Raw genomic sequence first — 24,090 nt, forward strand, 5'->3', positions numbered from 1 at the left:
CACCTTTCACCACCCCAGGAGCCCCCGATGTTCGAGGCGGTCGAGGACCTGGTCGGCGAGCACGCCGACCTGGAGAAGAAGCTCGCCGACCCGTCGGTCCACGCCGACCAGGCCAACGCGCGCAGGCTCGGCAAGCGGTACGCCGAGCTGACGCCGATCGTCGGCGCCTACCACTCCTGGAAGCAGACGGGCGACGACATCGCGACCGCCAGGGAGCTGGCCGCCGAGGACCCCGACTTCGCCGCCGAGGTCAAGGAGCTCGAAGCGCGCCGCGAGGAGCTCACCGAGCGCCTGCGGCTGCTGCTCGTGCCCCGCGACCCCAGCGACGACAAGGACGTCATCCTGGAGATCAAGGCGGGCGCGGGCGGCGACGAGTCCGCGCTGTTCGCGGGCGACCTGCTGCGCATGTACCTGCGCTACGCGGAGCGCGTCGGCTGGAAGGCCGAGGTCATCGACTCCACCGAGTCCGAGCTCGGCGGCTACAAGGACGTCCAGGTCGCGGTGAAGACCAAGGGCGGGGGCGGCGCCACCGAGCCGGGGCAGGGCGTCTGGGCCAGGCTCAAGTACGAGGGCGGGGTGCACCGCGTGCAGCGCGTGCCCGCCACCGAGTCGCAGGGCCGCATCCACACCTCGGCCGCCGGCGTCCTCGTGACGCCGGAGGCCGAGGAGATCGACGTCGAGATCAACCCGAACGACCTGCGCATCGACGTCTACCGCTCGTCGGGCCCCGGCGGGCAGTCCGTCAACACGACGGACTCGGCCGTCCGCATCACGCACCTGCCGACCGGCGTCGTCGCCTCCTGCCAGAACGAGAAGAGCCAGCTCCAGAACAAGGAGCAGGCCCTGCGCATCCTGCGCTCCCGGCTGCTGGCAGCGGCCCAGGAGGAGGCCGAGTCGAAGGCCGCCGACGCCCGGCGCAGCCAGGTGCGCACGGTGGACCGCTCGGAGAAGATCCGCACGTACAACTTTCCCGAGAACCGCATTTCGGACCACCGCGTCGGCTTCAAGGCGTACAACTTGGACCAGGTGCTCGACGGCGACCTCGACGCCGTGATCCAGGCGTGCGTGGACGCCGACTCCGCGGCCAAGCTCGCCGCGGCGCAGTGACCGAGGGGCCGCCCTCGCCCCCGGGGCGCCGCGGCCCCGACCGCCAGGCAACCACTCGACGCAGTCCGGAGGAACCAGCGTGCAGCCACCACACGGCGGGCCGACCGGCGCGGGCGGCGACCCCCAGGGGAGCGGCCGCCGCGCCCCGGCGCCGCGCAGCCTGCTGCTCGCCGAGGTCGCCCAGGCGACCCGGCGGCTGGCCGACGCGGGCGTGCCCTCGCCCCGCTTCGACGCGGAGGAGCTCGCCGCCTACGTGCACGGCGTGAGGCGCGGCGAGCTGCACACCGTCAAGGACTCCGACTTCGACGCCCGCTACTGGGAGGCGATCGCCCGCCGCGAGGCCCGTGAGCCCCTCCAGCACATCACCGGGCGCACGTTCTTCCGCTACCTGGAGCTCCAGGTGGGGCCCGGCGTCTTCGTGCCGCGCCCGGAGACCGAGTCCGTCGTCGGCTGGGCCATAGACGCCGTACGCGCCATGGACGTGGTCGAGCCCGTCGTGGTGGACCTGTGCGCGGGCTCGGGCGCGATCGCGCTCGCCATCGCCCAGGAGGTGCCGCGCTCGACCGTGCACGCCGTGGAGCTGTCCGAGGACGCTCTCGTGTGGACCCGCAAGAACGCCGCCGGGTCCCGCGTCACCGTGCACGCGGGCGACGCCCTGCGCGCCCTGCCCGAGCTGGACGGCCAGGTCGACCTGGTCATCTCCAACCCGCCGTACATCCCCCTCACCGAGTGGGAGTACGTGTCGCCCGAGGCGCGCGACCACGACCCGCAGATGGCGCTGTTCTCCGGCGAGGACGGCCTCGACACCATCCGCGGCATCGAGCGCACCGCGCACCGGCTGCTGCGCCCCGGCGGCCTCGTCGTCGTCGAGCACGCCGACACCCAGGGCGGCCAGGTCCCGTGGATCTTCAGCGAGGAGTCCGGCTGGGCGGACGCCGCTGACCACCCCGACCTCAACAACCGCCCGCGCTTCGCGACCGCCCGCAAGGCGCTGCCGTGACGGCAGGGAGGCAGAATGTGCCCGCGCCCCCGGGAAGCGCCCCGCGCCGCCGGGCGCACCGCCGGGCAGGGACCGGCCGCCCGCCGGCCGCGCGGCCGACCCAGCACGTGAGAAGAAGGAGCCTGTGACCATGGCACGGCGTTACGACACCAACGACGCTACCGACCGCACCACCGGTCTGCGGGAGGCCGCGTCCGCCGTGCGGCGTGGCGAACTGGTCGTGCTGCCCACCGACACGGTCTACGGCGTCGGCGCCGACGCCTTCGCCGGCGAGGCCGTCGGCGACCTGCTCGCGGCGAAGGGCCGCGGCAGGACCATGCCGAGCCCCGTCCTGATCGGCTCCCCGAACACCCTCCACGGCCTCGTCACGGACTTCTCCGAGCAGGCGTGGGAGCTGGTCGACGCGTTCTGGCCGGGCGCGCTCACGCTCATCGCCCGGCACCAGCCGTCGCTCCAGTGGGACCTCGGCGACAGCCGGGGCACGGTCGCCGTGCGCATGCCGCTGCACCCGGTCGCCATCGAACTCCTCACCGAGGTCGGCCCGATGGCCGTCTCCAGCGCCAACCTCACGGGGCACCCGGCGCCCGAGGACTGCGACGCGGCACTGAACATGCTCGGCGACGCGGTCTCCGTCTACCTCGACGGCGGCCCGACGCCCGGCATCGTGCCGTCGTCCATCGTGGACGTCACCGGGGAGGTGCCCGTCCTGCTGCGCGCCGGCGCGCTCGACGCCGAGGAGCTGCGCACGGTGGTACCCGGCCTCGAGGTGGCCAATTGACCGCCCCTGAGGGGCGTGGCATAGCGGACACCGCACAGCGGGGCGAGCACACGTTCCGCATCCTCCACGTCAGCACCGGCAACGTCTGCCGCTCGCCGATCACCGAGCGGCTGAACCGGCATGCCCTGAGCGCGCGCCTCGGCGCGGACCTCACCGGCGGGCTGATCGTGGAGAGCGCGGGCACCTGGGGCCACGAGGGCGCCCCCATGGAGGCCAACGCGGAGGCCGTGCTCGCCGACTTCGGCGCCGACGCCTCCGGCTTCGTCGGGCGCGAGCTGCTCGACGAGCACGTCATCAGGGCGGACCTCGTCCTGACGGCCACCCGCGACCACCGGGCCCAGGTGATCTCCATGGGCCACTCGGCGGGCCTGCGGACCTTCACGCTCAAGGAGTTCACCCGGCTGGTGCGCGCCATAGACCCGGCCACCCTGCCCGACCCGCTCGACGAGGGCGTGGTCGAGCGCGCCAGGGCCCTCGTGCGGGCCGCCGCCGCCCTGCGCGGCTGGCTGCTGGCGCCCAGCGCGGAGGCCGACGAGGTCTACGACCCGTACGGCGCGCCCATCACCCTCTTCCGCTCGATCGGCGACGAGATCAACCAGGCGCTCGACCCGGTCGTCACCGCGCTCACCGGCGTCCCCGCGGCGCTCTGAGCCGCCCGCGGGCCGCCTTCGCGCCGCACCCCCATGCCCCCCCGTACGCCGTCCTGCGCGCCCGCGGGCGCCCGGCCGGGGCGGCCAGTGGCCCCGCTCCCGCGTGGGCGCCCAGGGGCCGGTACGGGCGTCCTCGGCGCCCCGGAGCCGCGGGCGCGCGCGTCCGGCCCGCACGGCCTACGCTGGACGGAACCGTCCACAGTCGACCGGAGCGCACCATGTCGGTCATCCCCTCAGCGGGCGCGGCGCAGGTCACCGCGGGCCCGCTGCGGCGCCAGGACCCCGAGATCGCCGACGTCCTGCTCGCGGAGGCGCGGCGGCAGGCGGACAGCCTCCAGCTGAGCGCGGCGGAGAACTTCGCCTCCTCCGCCGTGCTGGCCGCCCTCGGCTCGCCGCTCGCCAACAAGTACGCGGAGGGCTACCCGGGCGCCCGCCACCACGGCGGCTGCGAGTTCGCCGACGCGGCGGAGCGCCTCGCCGTCGCCCGCGCCACCGGCCTCTTCGGCGCCGAGCACGCCAACGTGCAGCCGCACTCCGGCTCGTCGGCCGTGCTCGCCGCGTACGCCGCCCTGCTGCGCCCCGGGGACACCGTGCTCGCGCTGGGACTGCCGTACGGGGGGCACCTCACGCACGGCGCGCGGGTCAACTTCTCCGGCCGCTGGTTCCGCTTCGTCGGCTACGGCGTCGACCAGGAGACCGGGCTCGTCGACTACGAGCAGGTGCGCACCCTCGCACGCGTCCACCGGCCCAAGGCCGTCGTGTGCGGCTCCATCGCCTCCCCGCGCCACCTCGACCACGCGGCCTTCCGGGAGATCGCCGACGAGGTCGGCGCCTACCTGATCGCCGACGAGGCCCACCCGATGGGCCTGGTCGCGGGCGGCGCCGCGCCCAGCCCCGTGCCGTACGCGGACATCGTCTGCGCGACCACCCACAAGGTGCTGCGCGGCCCGCGCGGCGGGATGCTGCTGTGCGGGCAGGAGCTGGCGGAGCGGGTGGACCGCGCGGTGTTCCCGTTCAGCCAGGGAGGCGCGCAGATGCACGTGATCGCCGCCAAGGCCGTCGCGTTCGGGGAGGCGGCGGCGCCGGACTTCACCGGCTACGCGCACCGCGTCGTCGCCAACGCCCGTGCCCTCGCCGCGGCCCTCGCCGCCGAGGGCCTCGACATCACCACGGGCGGCACCGACACCCACCTGATCACGGCGGACCCCGCCCCGCTCGGCCTCGACGGCAGGGCGGCGCGCGCCCGGCTCGCCGCCGCCGGCCTCACGCTCGAGACGTGCGGGCTCCCGCACGGCACCGGCCGCGGCCTGCGCCTCGGCACGGCCGCCGTCACCACGCAGGGCATGGGGGAGGACGAGATGCGTGCCGTCGCCCGGCTCGCAGGGGCGGCGCTCACCGGCGACGAGCGCCGCACCGCCGCCCTGCGCGGGGACGTACGTGATCTTGCGGGGGAGTTCCCGCCCTATACTGCGTAGCCTTCCGCGCCGCAGGGCGCGGGCGGCCCCTGGGGCGGGCGCCGAGGCCGGCCCCCTGGCCCCTGTGCAACCGTTCGCGCCGCCCCGGTGTCCTTGCCTGCGGGGGCGGCCGGGAGCGAGCGGTATCCGCCGCCGGTACGGCGAGGGCTAGGGTGTGGGGCTGACATGGCCAGCGATTCCTGTGGGGCAGCCCGTGCGTGATTACCTGCTGACGCTCTGCGTGACGGCAGCGGTGACCTATCTGCTGACCGGTCCTGTGCGCAAGTTCGCCGTGGCGGTCGGCGCGATGACCGCGATCCGCTCGCGCGACGTGCACCGCGAACCCACCCCCCGCCTCGGCGGGGTCGCGATGTTCCTCGGGCTGTGCGCGGGTCTGCTGGTCGCCGACAACCTGCACAACCTGGGCGGGGTCTTCGCCCAGTCCAACGAGCCCCGGGCGCTGCTCTCTGGGGCCGCGCTGATCTGGCTGATCGGCGTCCTGGACGACAAGTTCGAGATCGACGCGCTGATCAAGCTCGGCGCGCAGATGATCGCCGCGGGCGTCATGGTGATGCAGGGCCTGACCATCCTCTGGCTGCCCGTCCCCGGCGTCGGCACCGTCTCGCTGACCCAGTGGCAGTCCACGCTGCTCACCGTCGCCGTCGTCGTGGTCACCATCAACGCGGTCAACTTCGTGGACGGCCTCGACGGCCTGGCCGCCGGCGTGGTCTGCATCGCCGCCGCAGCGTTCTTCCTGCACGCCTACCACCTCTGGTACGGGTACGGGATCGAGGCCGCGGCCCCCGCGACGCTGTTCGCCGCGATCCTGATGGGGATGTGCCTGGGCTTCCTGCCGCACAACATGAGCCCCGCGCGGATCTTCATGGGCGACTCGGGCTCGATGCTCATCGGCCTCGTGCTCGCCGCGGGACCGATCTCGGTGACCGGCCAGGTCGACCCGGACACGCTCAAGCTGTTCGAGGGCGGCACCCGGGGGGCGACGCACGCCGCGCTCCCGGTGTTCATCCCGCTGCTGCTGCCCCTCACGATCATCGCGATCCCGCTGGCCGACCTGCTGCTCGCCGTGGTGCGTCGCGCCTGGAACGGCCAGTCGCCGTTCGCCGCCGACCGCGGCCACCTGCACCACCGGCTGCTGGACATCGGGCACTCCAAGACCCGCGCTGTGCTGATCATGTACTTCTGGTCGGCGCTGATCGCCTTCGGCGTGGTCCTGTACTCGGTCGTGTACTCGACGCAGGGCTCGAACTGGGTGCTGCCGGTGCTGGTCGCGCTGAGCGCCGTGGGCCTCGTGCTGCTGCTGCTTCCGCGGTTCAGGCCGCGGGTGCCGCGCTGGGCCGAGTCGTTCGTACCGCCGCGCTACCGGCGCGGGGCGCGGCGGCAGGCGGCGGACGGCGAAGGTGCCGGTGTGCGGGGCGCGGCGGACGGAGCGGCCCCGGGCACGGCCGCCCCGGCGGCGGACGGCACCGACGGCGGCGCGGGGGTCCAGGCGGAGGGGGAGGACGGCGGCCGGGCGGCCGCGCTCTCCGCGGGTGTGCACGGGGCGACGGCGCTCAGGGCGGGGCCGGGGTTCACCGATCGCGGGAAAGCCGGATCTACTCGTTGACTTGCACAAGGACAGATCCGGTGAATTCGGAAATCCGGCGGCATTACCACACGGCTGGCTGTGGCGTCCTGCACACGCGAGCGAACTAGCCCTCACGTGTGACGGTCAGCACACGAACGAGGTAAAGACCTCATCAAATAGTTTGTGATACCGTTCACTACCAGGTGAGGGACGCCGAAAGGCCTTGGCAGGACAGGCCCTTCGGGTCGGGGTGCACCCGCAGCGCGCAAGCGCCGGGGGGCTAACCTCTGTTCAACGTCGGAGAGTCGACGAGCCGCCGTCCTCCACCGTCTGCACACCCACCCCCAAGTCCCGCTGGAGCTGTCCTCATGCAGTCCAACGACGCCCGGATTCTCCGGGGTTCGGCGATCATCGCTGTCCCCGTGGGAGTCGTAGCCACCGTCGTGAGCGCCATCGTCGCCGGTGAGAAGGGCCTGATCGGCGGACTTGTGGCGCTCGCCGTCGTCGCCGTCTTCTTCGGCCTCGGCACCGCCGCGCTGATGCGCCTCACCCGCGACAACCCGCAGGTGGCCATGACGGCGGGACTCCTGGTCTACGCGGTGCAGATCCTGCTCATCGGTGTCTTCATCATCGTCTTCCAGAACACAACGCTGTTCAACGCGCGCGCCTTCGCGCTGACACTCCTCGTGACGGCGCTCTCCTGGGTGGGCGGGCAGGTCAAGCAGAGCCTCACCGCCAAGATGCTCTACGTCGACCCCGGGGCCACGCTCCCCGCCAAGTCCTCCGCCGGCAAGGGGGCCGGACGCGCGTCGAAGGCGAAGTCCTGCGATGCGGCATAAGGGCAGCGTGAAGAGGGCAGATCGCGATCTGCTATCGTCCGGAATCGCTTCCGGCCGCGGGGGCCGCTCCCTGCCCACGGGCAGGACGCACCACTCCTCTGACGGCCTGCGGCATCCCCGAGTCGACGGGGCTGGCGGCTGTGGAGACAGCGAGGCGACCGGGCCGTCCGGTCCTCGGCCGAAACTTCCAGTGGGTCGCGGCGGCACCGCCACACCACTTTCCCCGTGCCGAACCGCGGCTCCACGGGCCGCGCTGACACACAAGGTTGCCGTTTCCCATGCATCACGACGAAGGAGTCACGGGTGAGTGCCCACACGCTGCTCGCTGAGAGCGGATGCCACCTCTTCACCGGATGTGGCTTCCCTGCGCCGGGCCTCAACTCGTTCGACTTCAAGCCCTTCCTGACCATCGGCGGGCTGGAGTTCACCAAGCCGATGCTGCTCTCGGTCATCTGCATGGTGATCGTCGTGGGCTTCTTCTGGCTCGCGTTCAGGAAGCCGAAGCTCGTTCCGGGCAAGCTGCAGCTGATCGGCGAGATCGGCTACAACTTCATCGCGCGCAGCATCGCCCGCGAGGTGATCGGCAAGGAGGGCTCCAAGTACGTGCCCTTCCTGACGTCGATCTTCTTCTTCGTGTGGATCATGAACATCATGTCGGTGATCCCGCTGGCCCAGTTCCCGGCCACGTCGCGGTTCGCCTACCCGGTCGTCCTCGCGGCCTGCGTGTGGGTCACCTACATGTTCCTGACGTTCAAGAAGAACGGCCTCAAGGGCGGCGTCAAGAACCTCGTCTGGATCGAGGGCCTGCCCAAGCCGATCGTCCCGCTGATCGTGCTCCTCGAGTTCATCCAGAACGTGATCACCCGGCCGTTCACCCTGGCGGTGCGGCTCTGGGCCAACATGTTCGCCGGCCACATGCTGATCGTGATGTTCAGCGTCGCGAGCTGGTACCTGCTCACTCCGTCGATCATGTCAGCGGTGGCCGCGGGGTCCTTCCTCCTGGCCGCCGCCATGACCGCCTTCGAGGTCCTGATCCAGTTCCTCCAGGCGTATATCTTCACGCTCCTCACCTCGATCTACATCCAGGGAGCGATCCAGGAAGGCCACTGACCCAGGTCAGCGCCCCTCCCGGTCTGCCACGCCTCACCATCCGACTTCCGCTGGGAAGCCCCCCAGCGGACCGCATCACACAAGGAAGACAGGAAGATGTCTGCCGAGCTTGTCAACCTCGCCGCCACCAACCTCTCGATCCAGGGCAACCTGGGCGCCGTCGCGTACGGTCTCGCCGCCATCGGCCCCGGCGTCGGTATCGGTGTCGTCTTCGGCCACTCCATCGAGGCCATGGCCCGCCAGCCCGAGGCGATGCCGGTCATCCGCACCAACATGTTCCTCGGCTTCGCGCTCTGTGAGGTTCTGGCGCTGCTGGGTCTGGTCGCCCCCTTCATCTTCGCGGCCAAGTAACCAGGGCCAACCAGAGGAAAGGATCGAGGTTCAGCCATGATGTTCCTGGCCGCCGAGGGCGCTCAGAACCCTCTCATCCCGGACACGACGGAACTCGTCGTCGGCATCCTCTGCTTCCTCATCGTCTTCGGGTTCCTCGGCAAGAAGCTGCTGCCGAACATCCAGAAGACGCTCGAGGAGCGGCACGACGCGATCGAGGGCGGCCTGGAGCGTGCGGCCGAGGCGCAGGCCGAGGCCAACCAGACCCTTGAGCAGTACAAGGCCCAGCTCGCCGAGGCCAGGCACGAGGCCGCGCGTCTCCGCCAGGAGGCCACCGAGCAGGGCGCGACGATCATCCAGCAGATGCGGGAGGAGGGCCAGCGGCAGCGCGAGGAGATCATCGCCGCCGGCCACACCCAGATCGAGGCCGACCGCAAGGCTGCGGCGGTCGCGCTGCGCCAGGACGTGGGCAAGCTCGCCACCGAGCTGGCCGGCAAGCTCGTCGGCGAGTCCCTTGAGGACCATGCCCGGCAGAGCCGCACCATCGACCGGTTCCTCGACCAGCTGGAGAGCAACGCGACGAGCGCGGAGGCCACGCGATGAACGGCGCGAGCCGTGAGGCGCTGTCCGCCGCGCGCGAACGCCTCGACGCGCTGACCGACAGCGCGTCGGTCGACGCGGCGGGGCTCGCCGAGGACCTCGCCTCCGTCACGTCGCTCCTCGACCGCGAGGTCTCCCTGCGCCGGGTCCTGACCGACCCGGTCCAGGGCGAGCAGGCCAAGGCGGAGCTCGTGGGGCGCCTGCTGAACGGGCAGGTCCAGGGCGCAGCCGTGGACCTCGTCTCCGGCATGGTCAGGTCGCGCTGGTCGCAGTCGCGCGACCTGGTCGACGCCCTGGAGGAGCTCACCGCGACCGCGGACCTCACCGCGGCCCGGAGCACCGGCCGCCTCGACAGCGTCGAGGACGAGCTGTTCCGCTTCGGCCGCATCGTCGAGTCCGACGCCGGCCTGCGGGCCGCGCTCACCGACAAGGCGGCGCCGGCCTCCGCCAAGGCCACCCTCCTGGGGCGGCTGCTCGGCGGCCGCGCCGAGGCCGTCACCGAGCGCCTCGTCGTCCGGCTCGTCACGCGGCCGCGTGGTCGTAGCCTGGAGGACGGGCTCAGGTCGCTGTCGGCGCTCGCGGCAGCGCGCCGTGACCGGATGGTCGCCGTGGTCACCTCGGCGATCCCGCTCACGGACGCCCAGCAGGAGCGCCTCGGCACCGCGCTGGCCAGGATCTACGGCCGGCAGATGCACCTGAACCTCGACGTGGACCCCGCGGTCCTCGGCGGGATCTCGGTCCGCGTCGGTGACGAGGTCATCGACGGCACGATCCAGGAGCGCCTCGACGAGGCGAACCGGCAGCTCGGCGGTCGCTGACCGGCACCGGCCGGCGAACCGGCAGAACACCACCGCAGTACGCAGCGGTACGGCAGGACGGCGGCCCGGTTGGGCCGTGCAGCACATGCAGAAGATTCCTGGGGGTCGCCCCCAGACCCCAAAGAAACTTCGGGCCCAACAAGGAGAGCAGGGAACCCAGATGGCGGAGCTCACGATCCGGCCGGAGGAGATCCGGGACGCGCTGGAGAACTTTGTCCAGTCGTACCAGCCGGACGCGGCCTCGCGCGAGGAGGTCGGTACGGTCAGCGTGGCCGGCGACGGCATCGCCCGGGTGGAGGGACTGCCCTCCGCCATGGCGAACGAGCTGCTGAAGTTCGAGGACGGCACCCTCGGCCTCGCCCTCAACCTCGAGGAGCGGGAGATCGGCGCGATCGTCCTCGGCGAGTACGAGGGCATCGAGGAGGGCCAGCCCGTCAGCCGTACCGGAGAGGTCCTCTCCGTGGCGGTCGGCGACGGCTACCTGGGTCGCGTGGTCGACCCGCTCGGCAACCCGATCGACGGCCTCGGCGAGATCGAGACCGAGGGCCGGCGCGCCCTGGAGCTCCAGGCTCCCGGCGTCATGATCCGCAAGTCGGTGCACGAGCCGATGCAGACCGGCTACAAGGCCGTCGACTCGATGGTCCCGATCGGCCGCGGCCAGCGCCAGCTGATCATCGGCGACCGCGGCACCGGCAAGACGGCCCTCGCGGTCGACACGATCATCAACCAGCGCGACAACTGGCGCTCCGGCGACGTGAACAAGCAGGTCCGCTGCATCTACGTCGCCGTCGGCCAGAAGGGCTCCACCATCGCGTCCGTGCGCGGTGCCCTGGAGGAGTCCGGCGCCCTGGAGTACACGACGATCGTCGCGGCCCCGGCGTCCGACCCGGCCGGCTTCAAGTACCTCGCCCCGTACACCGGCTCGGCCATCGGCCAGCACTGGATGTACCAGGGCAAGCACGTCCTGATCGTCTTCGACGACCTCTCGAAGCAGGCCGACGCCTACCGCGCCGTCTCCCTGCTGCTGCGCCGTCCGCCGGGCCGTGAGGCGTACCCCGGCGACGTCTTCTACCTGCACTCCCGCCTGCTGGAGCGCTGCGCGAAGCTCTCCGACGACTTGGGCGCGGGCTCGATGACCGGTCTGCCGATCGTCGAGACGAAGGCCAACGACGTCTCGGCGTTCATCCCGACCAACGTCATCTCCATCACCGACGGCCAGTGCTTCCTGGAGTCCGACCTGTTCAACGCCGGCCAGCGGCCCGCGCTGAACGTCGGCATCTCGGTCTCCCGCGTCGGCGGCTCCGCCCAGCACAAGGCGATGAAGCAGGTCTCGGGCCGGCTCCGCGTCGACCTCGCCCAGTTCCGCGAGCTGGAGGCGTTCGCCTCCTTCGGCTCCGACCTGGACGCGGCCTCCAAGCAGCAGATGGAGCGCGGCAAGCGCATGGTCGAGCTGCTGAAGCAGGCGCAGTACCAGCCGATGCCCGTCGAGGAGCAGGTCGTCTCCATCTGGGCCGGTGGCGCGGGCAAGCTGGACGACATCCCGGTCGAGGACATCCGCCGGTTCGAGGCGGAGCTGCACGAGCACCTGCGCCGCGAGCGCAAGGAGCTGCTCACCAGCATCGTCGAGGGCGGGAAGATGTCCGACGACACCATCACCGCCATCGGCGACGCCGTCGACAGCTTCAAGCGCCAGTTCGAGACCTCGGACGGCAAGCTGCTCGGCGACGACGCCCCGGCCGACGCGGCCAAGTGACGACGGAAGGGACCTGACTCATGGGAGCGCAGCTCCGGGTCTACAAGCGTCGCATCAAATCCGTCACCGCGACCAAGAAGATCACCAAGGCGATGGAGATGATCGCGGCCTCGCGCATCATCAAGGCACAGCGCCAGGTGACGGCCTCCACGCCGTACGCGACGGAGCTGACGCGCGCCGTCACGGCGGTCGCCACGGGGTCGAACACCAAGCACCCGCTGACGACGGAGGCGGCGTCGCCGACCCGTGCCGCGCTGCTGCTCGTCACCAGCGACCGGGGCCTCGCCGGCGGCTACTCCGCCAATGTCATCAAGGCGGCGGAGCGGCTGACCGAGCGCCTGCGCGGCGAGGGCAAGGAGGTCGACGCGTACGTCGTCGGCCGCAAGGGTGTCGCGTACTACGGGTTCCGTGAGCGCGCCGTCGCCGAGGCGTGGGAAGGGTTCACCGACAACCCCACGTACCAGGACGCGAAGGCGGTCGCGGCCCCGCTGATCGCGGCGGTCCAGCAGGAGACTGCCGAGGGCGGTGTCGACGAACTCCACATCGTCTTCACCGAGTTCGAGTCCATGCTGACGCAGACCCCGGTCGCCAACCGGCTGCTGCCGCTGCGGCTCGACGAGGACCCGGCGGCCGAGGCGGTCGGGAAGCCCGAGGCGCTGCCGCTGTTCGAGTTCGAGCCGTCGGCCGAGGGCGTCCTCGACGCCCTGCTGCCGCGCTACGTGGAGAGCCGCATCTACAACGCGCTCCTCCAGGCCGCGGCCTCCAAGCACGCGGCCACGCGCCGCGCGATGAAGGCGGCGACGGACAACGCCGGCGAGCTGATCAAGACGCTCGGACGGCTCGCCAACGCGGCCCGACAGGCCGAAATCACCCAGGAAATCAGCGAGATCGTCGGTGGCTCCAGTGCCCTGGCCGACGCGAACGCGGGGAGTGAAAAGTAATGACGACCACTGCTGAGGCGCCGACCACCACGGGCCGCGTCGCCCGGGTCATCGGCCCGGTCGTCGACGTGGAGTTCCCCGTCGACGCGATGCCGGACATCTACAACGCTCTCAAGGTCGAGGTCGACGACCCGGCCGAGGCGGGCAAGCGCAAGACGCTGACCCTCGAGGTCGCCCAGCACCTGGGCGACGGCGTGGTCCGCGCGATCTCCATGCAGCCCACCGACGGCCTGGTGCGCCAGGCCCCGGTGACCGACACCGGCGAGGGCATCACGGTGCCGGTCGGCGACGTCACCAAGGGCCGTGTGTTCAACACCCTGGGCGAGGTGCTGAACGACCCGAGCGCCGAGTCGCAGATCACCGAGCGCTGGTCGATCCACCGCAAGGCCCCCAACTTCGACCAGCTCGAGTCGAAGACCGAGATGTTCGAGACCGGCATCAAGGTCATCGACCTGCTGACCCCGTACGTCAAGGGCGGCAAGATCGGCCTGTTCGGCGGCGCCGGCGTGGGCAAGACGGTGCTCATCCAGGAGATGATCTACCGCGTCGCCAACAACCACGACGGTGTGTCGGTGTTCGCGGGCGTCGGCGAGCGCACCCGTGAGGGCAACGACCTCATCGAGGAGATGACCGACTCCGGCGTCATCGACAAGACCGCGCTGGTCTTCGGCCAGATGGACGAGCCGCCGGGCACGCGTCTGCGCGTCGCCCTCGCCGGTCTGACCATGGCGGAGTACTTCCGCGACGTGCAGAGCCAGGACGTGCTGTTCTTCATCGACAACATCTTCCGGTTCACGCAGGCCGGTTCCGAGGTGTCGACCCTCCTCGGCCGCATGCCCTCTGCGGTGGGCTACCAGCCGAACCTCGCGGACGAGATGGGCCAGCTCCAGGAGCGCATCACCTCGACCCGCGGCCACTCGATCACCTCGATGCAGGCGATCTACGTCCCCGCGGACGACCTCACCGACCCGGCCCCCGCGACGACCTTCGCGCACCTCGACGCGACGACGACGCTCTCCCGGCCGATCTCGGAGAAGGGCATCTACCCGGCCGTGGACCCGCTGGACTCCACGTCCCGGATCCTGGACCCGCGCTACATCTCGCAGGAGCACTACGACACGGCGAGCCGCGTCAAGGCGATCCTGCAGAAGTACAAGGACCTCCAGGACATCATCGCCATCCTCGGCATGGACGAGCTGGGCGAGGACGACAAGCTCACGGTCTACCGGGCCCGCCGCGTGGAGCGCTTCCTCTCGCAGAACACGCACGTCGCCAAGCAGTTCACCGGCGTCGACGGTTCTGACGTGCCCCTCGACGAGTCGATCGCGGCGTTCAACGCGATCTGCGACGGCGAGTACGACCACTTCCCCGAGCAGGCGTTCTTCATGTGCGGTGGCATCGAGGACCTGAAGAAGAACGCGAAGGAGCTCGGCGTCTCCTGACGCTCCGGGCCCCCGGAAGTACGCGGTGGCGGGGCGGCAGGCAGCGACTCGGCCGCCCCGCTCCCCGCGCTCTCCCGAGCACCCCATAGAATTGACAGCGACACCCGGAGAACCGCCGGGTGCTGACCCGAGGAGCCACCCTTGGCTGATCTGCACGTCGAGCTGGTCGCGGCCGACCGCAACGTGTGGTCCGGCGAGGCCCACCTGGTCGTCGCCCGTACCAGCTCCGGCGACATCGGCATCATGGCCGGCCACCAGCCGGTCCTCGGTGTGCTGGAGTCGGGCCCTGTGACCATTCGTACGAGTGACGGCGGCACGGTCGTCGCAGCGGTGCACGGCGGGTTCCTGTCGTTCGCCGACAACAAGCTTTCGCTGCTCGCCGAGGTCGCCGAGCTGGCGGACGAGATCGACCCCCAGCGCGCCGAGCGCGCGCTGGCCCGCGCGAAGTCGGAGGACGACGACGCCGCCGAGCGGCGCGCCGACGTCCGGATGCGCGCGGTGGCGGCGAAGTAACGCCGCGCTGTTGCCGTACCCCTCAGCCGCGGCCCGTTCCGGACACCTCCGGGACGGGCCGCGGCTGAGGCGGTGCGGGTGGACGGACGAGCAGTTCAGTGCGTGACCGGTTGAGGCGAGGAGGTCGGTACGGATGGCCCTCGCTCTGCTTGTCGTGGCACTGGTCGTCGTCCTTGGCGCGTTGGGTCTGTTCGTGTTCGGCCTGCGCAGGCGGCTGATCCAGCGCTCGGGCGGCACCTTCGACTGCAGCGTCCGCTGGAACCTCCCCGAGCACCCCGACCCCTCGGGCAAGGGCTGGGTCTACGGGGTGGCCCGCTACAACGGGGACCGCATCAACTGGTTCCGGGTCTTCTCCTACGCGCCCCGCCCCCGCCGCTCGCTGGAGCGCTCCGCGATCGAGGTGGTCACCCGCCGCGCCCCCGAGGGCGAGGAGGAGCTCGCGCTGCTCTCCGACGCGGTCGTGCTCGCGTGCGTGCACCGCGGCGTCAGGCTCGAACTCGCGATGAGCGACGACGCCCTCACCGGCTTCCTCGCCTGGCTCGAAGCGGCGCCGCCTGGCCAGAGGGTTAACGTGGCCTGATCGGGGTTGAGGCAGACGGAAGGGGCGGCGCCCGGTCGGGTGCCGCCCCTTCGTGCGCCGGTGGCGCGGTCCGTCAGCCGATGCCGTTGGAGAGCGCAGTCACCAGCTCACCGCCCGCGGTGTCGCCGCTGAACTCCCAGAAGAACGCGCCTCCGAGGCCCTGCTGCTTCGCCCACGCCATCTTGGAGCCGATGGTGGCGGGGGTGTCGTAGCTCCACCAGTTGGTGCCGCAGTGTGCGTACGCGGTGCCGGCGACCGTGCCGGTGGCCGGGCAGGTGTTCTTGAGGACCTTGTAGTCCTCGATGCCCTGCTCGTACGTGCCGGCGGCCGGTCCCGTCGCGGTGCCGCCAGGCGCGTCCTGGGTGACGCCCGTCCAGCCCCTGCCGTAGAAGCCGATGCCGAGCAGCAGCTTGTTCGCGGGGACGCCCTGCGCCTTGAAGGCGGCGATGGCGTCGGCCGAGTCGAAGCCGGGGGTCGGGATGCCGCTGTACGACGTGAGCGGCGAGTGCGGGGCCGTCGGGCCCTGCGGGCTGAAGCCGCCGAAGAAGTCGTACGTCATCACGTTGTACCAGTCGAGGTACTGCGCGGCGCCCGCGTAGTCGGCCTTGGTGATCTTGCCGTCCGGGGACGCGTCGGCGGTGGTGGCCGCCGTGACCAGCGCGCCGGAGCCGAACTTGGCGCGCAGCGCCTGCGTCAGGTTCTTCAGGGCGGCGGGCCCGCTGGTGTCGCAGGACAGGCCGCAGGCGTTGGGGTACTCCCAGTCGATGTCGATGCCGTCGAACACATCGGCCCAGCGGGGGTCCTTGACCAGGTCGTAGCAGGACTGCGCGAAGGCCGCCGGGTTCTGCGCAGCCTGGCCGAAGCCGCCCGACCAGGTCCAGCCGCCGAACGACCAGAGGATCTTGATGTTCGGGTACTTCTTCTTCAGCTCGCGCAGCTGGTTGATGTTGCCGGCGACCGGCTGGTCCCAGGTGTCGGCCGTGCCGTCGACGCTGGTGTCCGCGGTGAACGTCTTCTGGTAGTCGGCGTACGCGTCGCCGATGGCGCACTTGCCGCCGGTGACGTTGCCGAACGCGTAGTTGATCGTGTTGATCTTCGCGGCCGAGCCCGAGGTCACCAGGTTCTTGACCTGGTAGTTGCGGTCGTAGGTGCCCCACTCCGTCAGGTAGCCGAGCTTGACCTTGCCCGAGGCGCCCGGCGTGCCGGGGTCGGTGGTGCCGCCGCCTGTGGTGTGCACGGCGGTCGAGCCGCTGACCTGGCCCGTCTGGTTCGCGGTGTCACGCGCCTTGACCGTGTAGGAGTAGTCGGTGCCCGCGCTCAGCCCGCTGTCGGTGTACGAGGTGCCGGTGACGGTGGCGACGACGGTGCCGTTGCGCAGGACGTCGTAGTTCTTGACGCCCTTGTCGTCGGTGGCCGCCGTCCAACTGAGCTTGACCGACGTGTCGGTGAGGCCTGAGGCGGTCGGAGTGCCGGGCGCGGAGGGCGGGTTGTCGCCCGGGGTGGACGGGCCCCCGTCGCACGAGGCGCCGTTGAGCTTGCAGCCGGTGGGGGAGCCGGGGCCGTTCCCGTTGAAGCCGAAGCTGAGGGAGGCGCCGGGCGCGAGGGTGCCGTTGTAGCTCTTGTTCTTCGCGGTCCAGTGGTTGCCCGCGTGGGTGACGTCGGCGTCCCACGCGGAGGAGACCGAGGTGCCCGAGGGGAAGTCCCACTCGACGGTCCACGAGGACAGGGCGGTGGTGCCGGTGTTCTCGACCGTCCACTGGCCGCCGAAACCGGTGCCCCAGTCCTGGGTCTTGGTGAAGGTCGCGGTGGCGGTGGTGGCCGCGTGGGCCGGGGCTGCGAGGCCCACCAGGGCGGCGAGCGGGAGCAGCAGCGCGGTGAGCGCGGCGGCGGTCCTCGATCTCAGCCGGGCGGGGGAGGAGGAAGGGGAACGGAGAAGCATCAAGGGGTGCTCCTAGGAATGCGTACCGGACAGTTCGGGGTGGGTCCGTGCACTGCGGGCACGCCGGGCGGGGCCGCGGCGTGTCCGGTGAGAGTAAGGAGGTCTGGACCACTCGTCAATAGGTCCAGACCAAAGTCGGCGCCGCGGCGGTGCTCCGGTGCCTGCCGGTGCCTGCCGGTGCGGCGGGCCACTGCTGTGCCCGCCGGGCCTCCGCGTGCCTGCCGGGGCGCCCGTGTGCTCGCATGTCCCCTCATTTCAGGTCGAGTTGACCTGCTGTCGCCGCAGAAGTGATCCAGCTCATGCCGTACGGCGCCGTCGCGTTGATGACGGCGGGCGGGGAGGCGCGTACGGTTGGTTACAGAACAATCGTTCAGTGATCTCGGACGGAGGCCATGCGATGGAGGACACGGTGCGAGGCGGGAGCGCGGAAGCCGCGTACGGAGAGGAGGTCTGGCCGCTGCCCAGGCGGTGCCCGCTGGCACCGCCGCCCGGGCTCGCGGAGCGCCGGCGCACCGCGCCGGTCTCCCGGATCAGGCTGTGGGACGGCAGCAGCGCCTGGGTCGTCACCCGCTACGACGACGTACGGGCTGTCCTCTCCGACCCGCGCACCAGCGTCGACCCGAGGATCGACGGATACCCGCAGGTGAACGCGTCACTCGGGGCCGTGCGCCACGCCGAGCGCAGCATGCTCAACATGGACGACCCCGAGCACGCGGCCGTGCGGCGGCGGGTGTCGGGGCAGTTCACGGTCAGGAAGGTCGAGGCGCTGCGCCCGGTCGTCCAGCGGGTCGTCGACGAGCGCGTCGACGACCTGCTCGCGGGCCCCAGGCCCGCCGACTTCGTGCACGGCTTCGCGCTGGCCGTGCCGCTCGGCATCATCTGCGAGCTGCTCGGCGTCCCCTTCGGTGACCGGGCCCTGTTCGAGGGCTGGACGGCCACCATGTTCGACCCCGCCGCCGGCCCCGAGAAGTCCATCGCCGCGAGCCGCGCCATGTCGGACTACCTGGCCCGGCTGGTGCGCGCGAGGAAGGAGGACCCGCAGGACGACCTGCTGAGTTCGCTCGTGTCCGGACAGCAGGACGCGAGCGCCATGACCGAGGCCGAGCTCGCCAACCTGGCGCGCGTCCTGCTCATCGCCGGACACGAGACCACCGCGGCCACCATCGCACTCGGCACCCTCCACCTGCTCGAAAACCCCGCCCAGGCCGCGGAGTTGCGCGACACCACCGACCCCGTGCTGGTCGCGGGCGCGGTGGAGGAGCTGCTGCGGATCACCACGGTGGTGCAGTCGGGACGGCGCCGCGTCGCCACCGCCGACATCGAGCTGGGCGGACAGCTCATCCGCAAGGGCGAGGGGATCGTGGTCGCAGGCGACGCCGCCAACCGGGACCCCGCCGTCTTCGCCGACCCGGACACGCTCGACATCCACCGCGGCGCACGCCACCACGTCACCTTCGGCTACGGGGTCCACCAGTGCCTCGGCCAGGTGCTCGCACGCGCCGAACTCCAGACGGTCTTCGGCACCCTCTTCCGGCGCATCCCGCGCCTCGCGCTCGCCGTGCCGGCGGCGGAACTCCGCTTCAAGGACGACATGGTCACGTACGGCGTCCACAGCATGCCCGTGACCTGGTGACACCGCGAAACCCCGGCAAGGAGACAAGGAGAACACCCATGAGGATCACCGTGGAGCAGGACAGGTGCGTCGCCTCGGGACAGTGCGTCCTCGCGGCACCGGAACTCTTCGACCAACGCGACGAGGACGGGATCGTCGTCCCGCTGCGCGACGAGGCGTCACCCGGCCAGGAGGAGGCGGCCAGGGAGGCCGCGCGCATCTGCCCCGCGCTGGCGATCACACTGGACGAGCGGTGACCGCCCCAGGACGCGTCGTCGTGGTCGGCGCGGGCGCCGCGGGGCTCTCCGCCGCCGAGACCCTGCGGCGCGAGGGATACGCGGGACGGCTGACCCTCGTCGGCGACGAGCAGGCCGAGCCCTACGACCGGCCGCCGCTGTCGAAGCAGCTGCTCAGCGGGGAGTGGGAAGCGGACAGGCTCGCCCTGCGCCCGCGCGCGGACCTGCGCGGACTCGACGCCCACTGGCTGCTCGGACACCGCGCCACGGCCCTCGACACCGCGGCGCGCACCCTCACCCTCGGCGGCGGTGCGGTGCTGCGCTGGGACGGCCTTGTCGTCGCCACCGGCGTCACCCCCCGCACCCTGCCGGGCGCGGCGGACCTCGCGGGGGTGCACCACCTGCGGACCCTCGACGACGCGCTGCGGCTGCGTGAGCACCTGCGCACGGCCGCGTCGCTCGTCGTCGTCGGAGCGGGATTCCTCGGCGCCGAGACCGCGGCCGTGGCACGGGAGGCGGGCCTGCGCGTGACCCTGCTCGACCCGTCGCCGCACCCGATGGGCGGGCTGCTCGGACCCGTACCGGGCGAGCGCCTCGCGCGGCTGCACCGCGCGCACGGGGTGCGGCTGCTCGGCGGCACCAGGGTGCGCCGGCTGGCCGGCGCGCGGGGGCGGGTGACCGGTGTGGACTGCTCGACGGGGGAGACGCTGCCCGCTGACGCCGTGCTCGTCGCCGTCGGCTCGCGCCCCGCGACAAACTGGCTGGCGGGCAGCGGACTCGCCCTCGGCGACGGCGTCGAGTGCGACGCGTACTGCCGGGCGGCCGACCGGGTCGTCGCCGCGGGCGACGCCGCCTCCTGGCTCCATCCGCGCCACGGCCGCATGCGCGTCGAGCACCGCATGAACGCGACCGAGCAGGGTGCGGCGGCGGCGCGTGCGCTGCTCGGCACCGGCGCGCCCTTCGCGCCCGTGCCGTACTTCTGGACGGACCAGTACGACGTGAAGGTCCAGGTGTACGGCGTGCCGAGGCCGAACGCAGCGTTCCGCGTCGTCGAAGGGGACCAGGACGGCGGCAGGTTCGCCGCGCTGTACGGGCAGGGCGGCGTCGTCACCGCCGCGCTGGCCTGGAACATGCCGCGGCAGGCGCGGCTGCTCAGAGCGCACGTCGCCGCCGCCACCCCGTGGCGCGAGGTCGCCGGGGCCCCGGCCCCCGCCTCCCCCTGAGCCGCCGCGCCCCTCAGCGGGCGAGGCCCAGGAAGACTCCGACGGTCTCGTCCACGAAGGCGTGGACGTCCTCGGGCCGCTTGGCGCGCCGGGTCGCGTGGAACAGCGAGACCCGGCCGTGCACGGCGACGAACACCATGACGCCCGCCCTGCCGGGCGGCGCCACCAGCGGCGAACCCGCCTCGGCGCACCGCGCGAACGCGTCCACCACGTCGTCGATCACCTCGGCGAGCGGGCCGCCCGGGTAGAGGCCCGCGTCGTCCGGCGTCAGCCGCCGGTGCTCGAACAGCAGGCGGTAGTGGCTCGGGTTGGCCATCGCGAAGTCGCAGTACGCGTGCAGCAGCGCACGCGCCCGGCCCACCGGGTCGTCCTCCGGCACGGCGGACGCCGCCGTGCGCATGGCGGCGGCGAGCCTGCGGTAGTCGTCGTCGACCACCGCCTGCACGACGTCGTCGAGGTCGCGGAAGTGCTGGTAGAGCGCGGACGGCGCCACCCCGACACCCCGCGCGAGCCCGCGCACCGTGAGCCCCTTGCCGCCGCTGAGCTCCGACAGCAGCTCGCCCGCGGCGTCGATGATCTCCTGCCGGAGCCGACTGCCCGACCCCTTGGGGTTCTTCGCACGCCGCACGGGGGCCCGGTCCTGCTCCATGCCCCCATTCTCCACCCCGCGCGCCGCGGCCGCCGCACACCGGGCCGCGGCCCGCGGGCGCCCGTCCCACCGACACGAGAGGAACACCGCATGCCCGCCCTCACCCTGCACGCCGCCGCAGCGGGAACCGTCCACCACCGCGCCGCCGCCGTCGCGGCCTTCGTCGCCACCCCCGACCACTGGCCCGCCTTCCACCCGCGGTCCGCGGCTGTCCTCGGTGGACGCACGGGACGCCCGCTGCGCACCGGGGACATGGTGCGCGAGGAGATCGTCGGTGACGGCGGCGCACGGTTCTTCGCCGACTGGCTCGTCACCGCCCACGACCCCGGCCGCACCTTCGCCGTGCGCTCGGTCGGCTTCGGCGGCCGCGCGGTCCAGCTCGCCGTCACCTACACGTTCGAGGAGAACGGCGACGGGTCCACCCTGGTGCGGCGCGCCATGACGACCACCGTCGCCCCGTACGAACCGCTCGGCGGTGCCGAGCGCGCGGCCTACGGCTCTGGCGAGCACCAGGCCGCGTTCCTGCCGGGGCTGCGGGCCGCACTGGCCGCGGCGGAGTGAGTCCGCGCGGGGCGCCTCAGCGCTCGCCGCCCGGCACCCACAGCACATCGCCCCTGTCCTTGTTGGCCACCCGCGCGAGGATGAACAGGAGGTCGGAGAGGCGGTTCAGATAGGTGGCGGCCAGCGGGTTCATGGTCGCGCCGTGCACCTCGAACGCCGCCCAGGTGGAGCGCTCGGCCCTGCGCACCACCGTGCACGCCTGGTGCAGCAGGGCAGCGCCGGGCGTGCCGCCCGGCAGGATGAAGCTGCGCAGCTTCTCCAGGCCTTCGAGGAAGCGGTCGCAGTCCGCCTCCAACGCGTCGACGTACGACTGCTCGACGCGCAGCGGCGGGTACTCGGGATCCGGCACCACCGGGGTGGACAGGTCGGCGCCCACGTCGAACAGGTCGTTCTGCACCCGCGTCAGGACCTTCACCACGTCCTCGGCGAGGCCGCCGAGCGCGATCGCCGTGCCGATCGCCGCGTTGGCCTCGTTGGCGTCGGCGTACGCGCCGATCCGCGGATCGGTCTTGGGGGCCCGGCTCATGTCGCCGAGCGCGGTGGTGCCCTTGTCGCCGGTGCGCGTGTAGATGCGCGTCAGATTGACCATGCCCCCAGGGTAGGGACCGCGCGGCCGGACGGCGCGTCAGCGTGCCGCGCCGCCCCGGGCAGCGGCGAAGGCCCGTACGGCGGCGGCCGGTTCATCCGGCGCGGCACGCCGCCGGGGGACAAGCGGGGCGCTCCCGCACGTGCGTTCGCAGCCCGCGGCACCCGATCCGGGGGCCCGGCGGCGGCTCGGTGTGATGTCCGTCATCTGAGACGTGACGCGTGTCTCTTGGCCGCCCCAGGGCGGCCGGGGACCGCTAACCTCCGGTGAGCGCCGTGCACCAGGGCGCGTCGAAGCCGCGCGCCGCGCACCGGCCCGGCTGCCCGCCGAGAGAAACGAGAGGTGTGCCGTGGCAAGGAAGCTCGCGGTCATCGGGGCCGGCCTCATGGGGTCGGGCATCGCGCAGGTCTCCGCCCAGGCGGGCTGGGAGGTCGTGCTGCGCGACGTGACCGACGCGGCGCTCGCCCGGGGCACCGGCACCATCGAGAAGTCGTACGAGCGCTTCACCGCCAAGGGCAAGCTGGACGCGGCCGACGCGGCGGCCGCCCTCGGCCGGATCACCGCGACCACGGACCTCGAAGCGGCCGCGGACGCCGACATCGTCGTCGAGGCCGTCTTCGAACGGCTCGACGTGAAGCACGAGATCTTCCGCGAGCTCGACCGCATCACCGGCCCCGGCACCGTGCTCGCCTCCAACACCTCGGCGATCCCCATCACCAAGATCGCCGCGGCGACCGCGCACCCCGAACGGGTCGTCGGCACCCACTTCTTCTCACCCGTCCCGATGATGCAGCTGTGCGAGCTGGTGCGCGGCTACAAGACGAGCGACGAGACGCTCGCCACCGCGCGGGAGTTCGCCGAGTCCGTGGGCAAGACCTGTGTGGTCGTCAACCGCGACGTGGCGGGCTTCGTCACGACCCGGCTGATCTCCGCGCTCGTCGTCGAAGCGGTCAAGCTCTACGAGTCGGGCGTCGCCACCGCGGAGGACATCGACCTCGCCTGCAAGCTCGGCTTCGGCCACGCGATGGGCCCGCTCGCCACCGCCGACCTGACGGGCGTCGACATCCTGCTGCACGCGGCGGAGAACATCTACACCGAGTCGCAGGACGAGAAGTTCGCCCCGCCCGAGCTGATGCGCCGAATGGTGGACGCGGGTGACATCGGCCGCAAGAGCGGGCAGGGGTTCTACGAGCACTGATTTCCACGGGCCGGGGGGCTGCCTCTCCTCCCGCCGGGCATCCGGCGGCCGGGTCCCGTACCGGCCCCACCGGGTGGCAGTGCGGGGCCGCCGCCCGCCACCGGGCACGCGGCCGCCACCGGCCCGTACGACGACACCACCGCCGGCAGGGCGCCACCGCCCGTACGGCACCAGGCAGGAAGCACGACGCAGACGCTGTCAGGACACAGCGGTACCGGACACGCGGGGAGCGCATATGCACATCAGGGGCGACCACACCGAGCTGGTCGTCGGGGGCCGCCTCGACGTCCGCAGCGCGGCGGACGCCCGTACGGTTCTCCACGCGGCCGTGGACGACGGGGTCGGCGACCTCGTGCTCGACCTGACCGAGCTGGACTCCTGGGACGCGACCGGGCTCGGCGTGATCATGGGCGCCCACCGACGCGCCGGGCGCTGCGGCCGCAGGCTCGTCCTGCGGGGCGTCCCGCCGCAGATGCAGCGCCTGCTCGTGGCCACCAGACTGCACCGCATCCTCGCCATCGAGGGCGGGCTCGCCGCCGAGTCCCTGCCCCGGGTCTGACGGCCGGCGGCCCGGCGCGCGCGCGGG

The 24,090-nt window shown here is 72.1% G+C and carries 25 protein-coding genes; 22 read left to right on the plus strand and 3 right to left on the minus strand.

The genetic code is table 11. The features are described 5' to 3' along the window. The first annotated feature begins 27 nt into the window (after positions 1-27). The 16 genes from prfA (at position 28) to AB0910_RS04200 (ending at position 15,500) form a co-directional block, all read left to right on the plus strand. Positions 28-1,107, plus strand: coding sequence for a peptide chain release factor 1 (prfA, locus tag AB0910_RS04125; RefSeq protein WP_366742940.1), 1,080 nt, complete (start codon positions 28-30; stop codon positions 1,105-1,107). 160 nt (positions 1,108-1,267) lie between these two features. Beyond that, positions 1,268-2,107, plus strand: a complete 840-nt coding sequence (gene prmC, locus AB0910_RS04130) for a peptide chain release factor N(5)-glutamine methyltransferase (RefSeq protein ID WP_366743023.1) — start codon at positions 1,268-1,270, stop codon at positions 2,105-2,107. A gap of 130 nt (positions 2,108-2,237) precedes the next feature. Next, positions 2,238-2,885: an L-threonylcarbamoyladenylate synthase gene (locus tag AB0910_RS04135; RefSeq protein WP_366742941.1), complete on the plus strand. Its 648-nt coding sequence runs from the start codon at positions 2,238-2,240 to the stop codon at positions 2,883-2,885. After that, on the plus strand, positions 2,882-3,535 hold the full coding sequence (locus tag AB0910_RS04140) for a protein-tyrosine-phosphatase (protein WP_366742942.1): 654 nt from the start codon (positions 2,882-2,884) through the stop codon (positions 3,533-3,535). The genes AB0910_RS04135 and AB0910_RS04140 overlap by 4 nt, the downstream gene beginning before the upstream one ends. Before the next feature lie 218 nt (positions 3,536-3,753). Next, a complete protein-coding gene (glyA, locus tag AB0910_RS04145) occupies positions 3,754-5,010 on the plus strand; it encodes a serine hydroxymethyltransferase (RefSeq protein WP_366742943.1) in 1,257 nt (418 codons plus the stop codon). 181 nt (positions 5,011-5,191) lie between these two features. Further along, positions 5,192-6,613, plus strand: coding sequence for an MraY family glycosyltransferase (locus AB0910_RS04150; protein ID WP_366742944.1), 1,422 nt, complete (start codon positions 5,192-5,194; stop codon positions 6,611-6,613). Between the two features lie 383 nt (positions 6,614-6,996). Then, on the plus strand, positions 6,997-7,413 hold the full coding sequence (locus AB0910_RS04155) for a hypothetical protein (protein ID WP_366742945.1): 417 nt from the start codon (positions 6,997-6,999) through the stop codon (positions 7,411-7,413). Positions 7,414-7,716: 303 nt separating this feature from the next. After that, positions 7,717-8,523 (plus strand): F0F1 ATP synthase subunit A, encoded by an 807-nt coding sequence (atpB, locus tag AB0910_RS04160; RefSeq protein ID WP_366742946.1) that lies wholly within the window; start codon positions 7,717-7,719, stop codon positions 8,521-8,523. Between the two features lie 96 nt (positions 8,524-8,619). Next, positions 8,620-8,874: an ATP synthase F0 subunit C gene (gene atpE, locus AB0910_RS04165; RefSeq protein WP_366742947.1), complete on the plus strand. Its 255-nt coding sequence runs from the start codon at positions 8,620-8,622 to the stop codon at positions 8,872-8,874. A 36-nt stretch (positions 8,875-8,910) separates the two neighbouring features. Beyond that, positions 8,911-9,456 (plus strand): F0F1 ATP synthase subunit B, encoded by a 546-nt coding sequence (locus tag AB0910_RS04170; protein WP_366742948.1) that lies wholly within the window; start codon positions 8,911-8,913, stop codon positions 9,454-9,456. Continuing rightward, entirely contained in the window at positions 9,453-10,271 is an 819-nt protein-coding gene (locus tag AB0910_RS04175; RefSeq protein ID WP_366742949.1) for a F0F1 ATP synthase subunit delta, read from the plus strand. Before AB0910_RS04170 ends, AB0910_RS04175 begins: the two co-directional genes overlap by 4 nt. Positions 10,272-10,431: 160 nt before the next feature. Further along, the gene (atpA, locus tag AB0910_RS04180) at positions 10,432-12,024 is read left to right on the plus strand and encodes a F0F1 ATP synthase subunit alpha (protein WP_366742950.1); all 1,593 of its coding nucleotides are present in this window, start codon (positions 10,432-10,434) and stop codon (positions 12,022-12,024) included. Positions 12,025-12,044: 20 nt separating this feature from the next. Beyond that, the gene (locus AB0910_RS04185; protein ID WP_366742951.1) at positions 12,045-12,965 is read left to right on the plus strand and encodes a F0F1 ATP synthase subunit gamma; all 921 of its coding nucleotides are present in this window, start codon (positions 12,045-12,047) and stop codon (positions 12,963-12,965) included. Then, positions 12,965-14,407: a F0F1 ATP synthase subunit beta gene (gene atpD, locus AB0910_RS04190; RefSeq protein WP_366742952.1), complete on the plus strand. Its 1,443-nt coding sequence runs from the start codon at positions 12,965-12,967 to the stop codon at positions 14,405-14,407. Before AB0910_RS04185 ends, atpD begins: the two co-directional genes overlap by 1 nt. 141 nt (positions 14,408-14,548) lie before the next feature. Continuing rightward, complete coding sequence (locus AB0910_RS04195; RefSeq protein ID WP_366742953.1) at positions 14,549-14,920, plus strand: F0F1 ATP synthase subunit epsilon; 372 nt, start codon at positions 14,549-14,551, stop codon at positions 14,918-14,920. Positions 14,921-15,053: 133 nt separating this feature from the next. Beyond that, positions 15,054-15,500 carry a DUF2550 domain-containing protein gene (locus tag AB0910_RS04200; protein WP_366742954.1) on the plus strand — a complete coding sequence of 149 codons (447 nt, stop codon included), beginning with the start codon at positions 15,054-15,056 and terminating at the stop codon, positions 15,498-15,500. Positions 15,501-15,573: 73 nt separating this feature from the next. Here AB0910_RS04200 and AB0910_RS04205 read toward each other — a convergent pair whose 3' ends face one another. Then, positions 15,574-17,439, minus strand: coding sequence for a glycosyl hydrolase family 18 protein (locus tag AB0910_RS04205; protein ID WP_366742955.1), 1,866 nt, complete (start codon positions 17,437-17,439; stop codon positions 15,574-15,576). Positions 17,440-17,812: 373 nt separating this feature from the next. Between AB0910_RS04205 and AB0910_RS04210 the strand changes: the two genes are divergently transcribed. From AB0910_RS04210 to AB0910_RS04220, 3 genes are read left to right on the plus strand one after another with little or no spacing between them, the layout of a single operon-like run. Then, entirely contained in the window at positions 17,813-19,072 is a 1,260-nt protein-coding gene (locus tag AB0910_RS04210; RefSeq protein ID WP_366742956.1) for a cytochrome P450, read from the plus strand. Positions 19,073-19,110: 38 nt separating this feature from the next. Then, positions 19,111-19,308 (plus strand): ferredoxin, encoded by a 198-nt coding sequence (locus AB0910_RS04215; protein WP_366742957.1) that lies wholly within the window; start codon positions 19,111-19,113, stop codon positions 19,306-19,308. Continuing rightward, the gene (locus tag AB0910_RS04220; RefSeq protein ID WP_366742959.1) at positions 19,305-20,510 is read left to right on the plus strand and encodes an FAD/NAD(P)-binding oxidoreductase; all 1,206 of its coding nucleotides are present in this window, start codon (positions 19,305-19,307) and stop codon (positions 20,508-20,510) included. The genes AB0910_RS04215 and AB0910_RS04220 overlap by 4 nt, the downstream gene beginning before the upstream one ends. Before the next feature lie 13 nt (positions 20,511-20,523). On the opposite strand, the gene AB0910_RS04225 is transcribed toward AB0910_RS04220, so the two are convergent. After that, entirely contained in the window at positions 20,524-21,159 is a 636-nt protein-coding gene (locus AB0910_RS04225) for a TetR/AcrR family transcriptional regulator (RefSeq protein ID WP_366742960.1), read from the minus strand. 90 nt (positions 21,160-21,249) lie between these two features. Here AB0910_RS04225 and AB0910_RS04230 point away from each other — a divergent pair, with 90 nt between their 5' ends. Continuing rightward, entirely contained in the window at positions 21,250-21,720 is a 471-nt protein-coding gene (locus AB0910_RS04230; protein WP_366742961.1) for an SRPBCC family protein, read from the plus strand. 16 nt (positions 21,721-21,736) lie between these two features. Here AB0910_RS04230 and AB0910_RS04235 read toward each other — a convergent pair whose 3' ends face one another. Next, positions 21,737-22,309, minus strand: coding sequence for a cob(I)yrinic acid a,c-diamide adenosyltransferase (locus AB0910_RS04235; protein ID WP_366742962.1), 573 nt, complete (start codon positions 22,307-22,309; stop codon positions 21,737-21,739). 346 nt (positions 22,310-22,655) lie between these two features. Between AB0910_RS04235 and AB0910_RS04240 the strand changes: the two genes are divergently transcribed. Both AB0910_RS04240 and AB0910_RS04245 read left to right on the plus strand, forming a co-directional pair. Then, a complete protein-coding gene (locus tag AB0910_RS04240; RefSeq protein WP_366742963.1) occupies positions 22,656-23,504 on the plus strand; it encodes a 3-hydroxyacyl-CoA dehydrogenase family protein in 849 nt (282 codons plus the stop codon). A gap of 235 nt (positions 23,505-23,739) precedes the next feature. Further along, a complete protein-coding gene (locus AB0910_RS04245) occupies positions 23,740-24,063 on the plus strand; it encodes an STAS domain-containing protein (RefSeq protein ID WP_366742964.1) in 324 nt (107 codons plus the stop codon). The last annotated feature ends 27 nt before the right edge of the window (positions 24,064-24,090 follow it).

Source organism: Streptomyces sp. NPDC047002 (assembly GCF_040704505.1).
GTDB lineage: Bacteria > Actinomycetota > Actinomycetes > Streptomycetales > Streptomycetaceae > Streptomyces.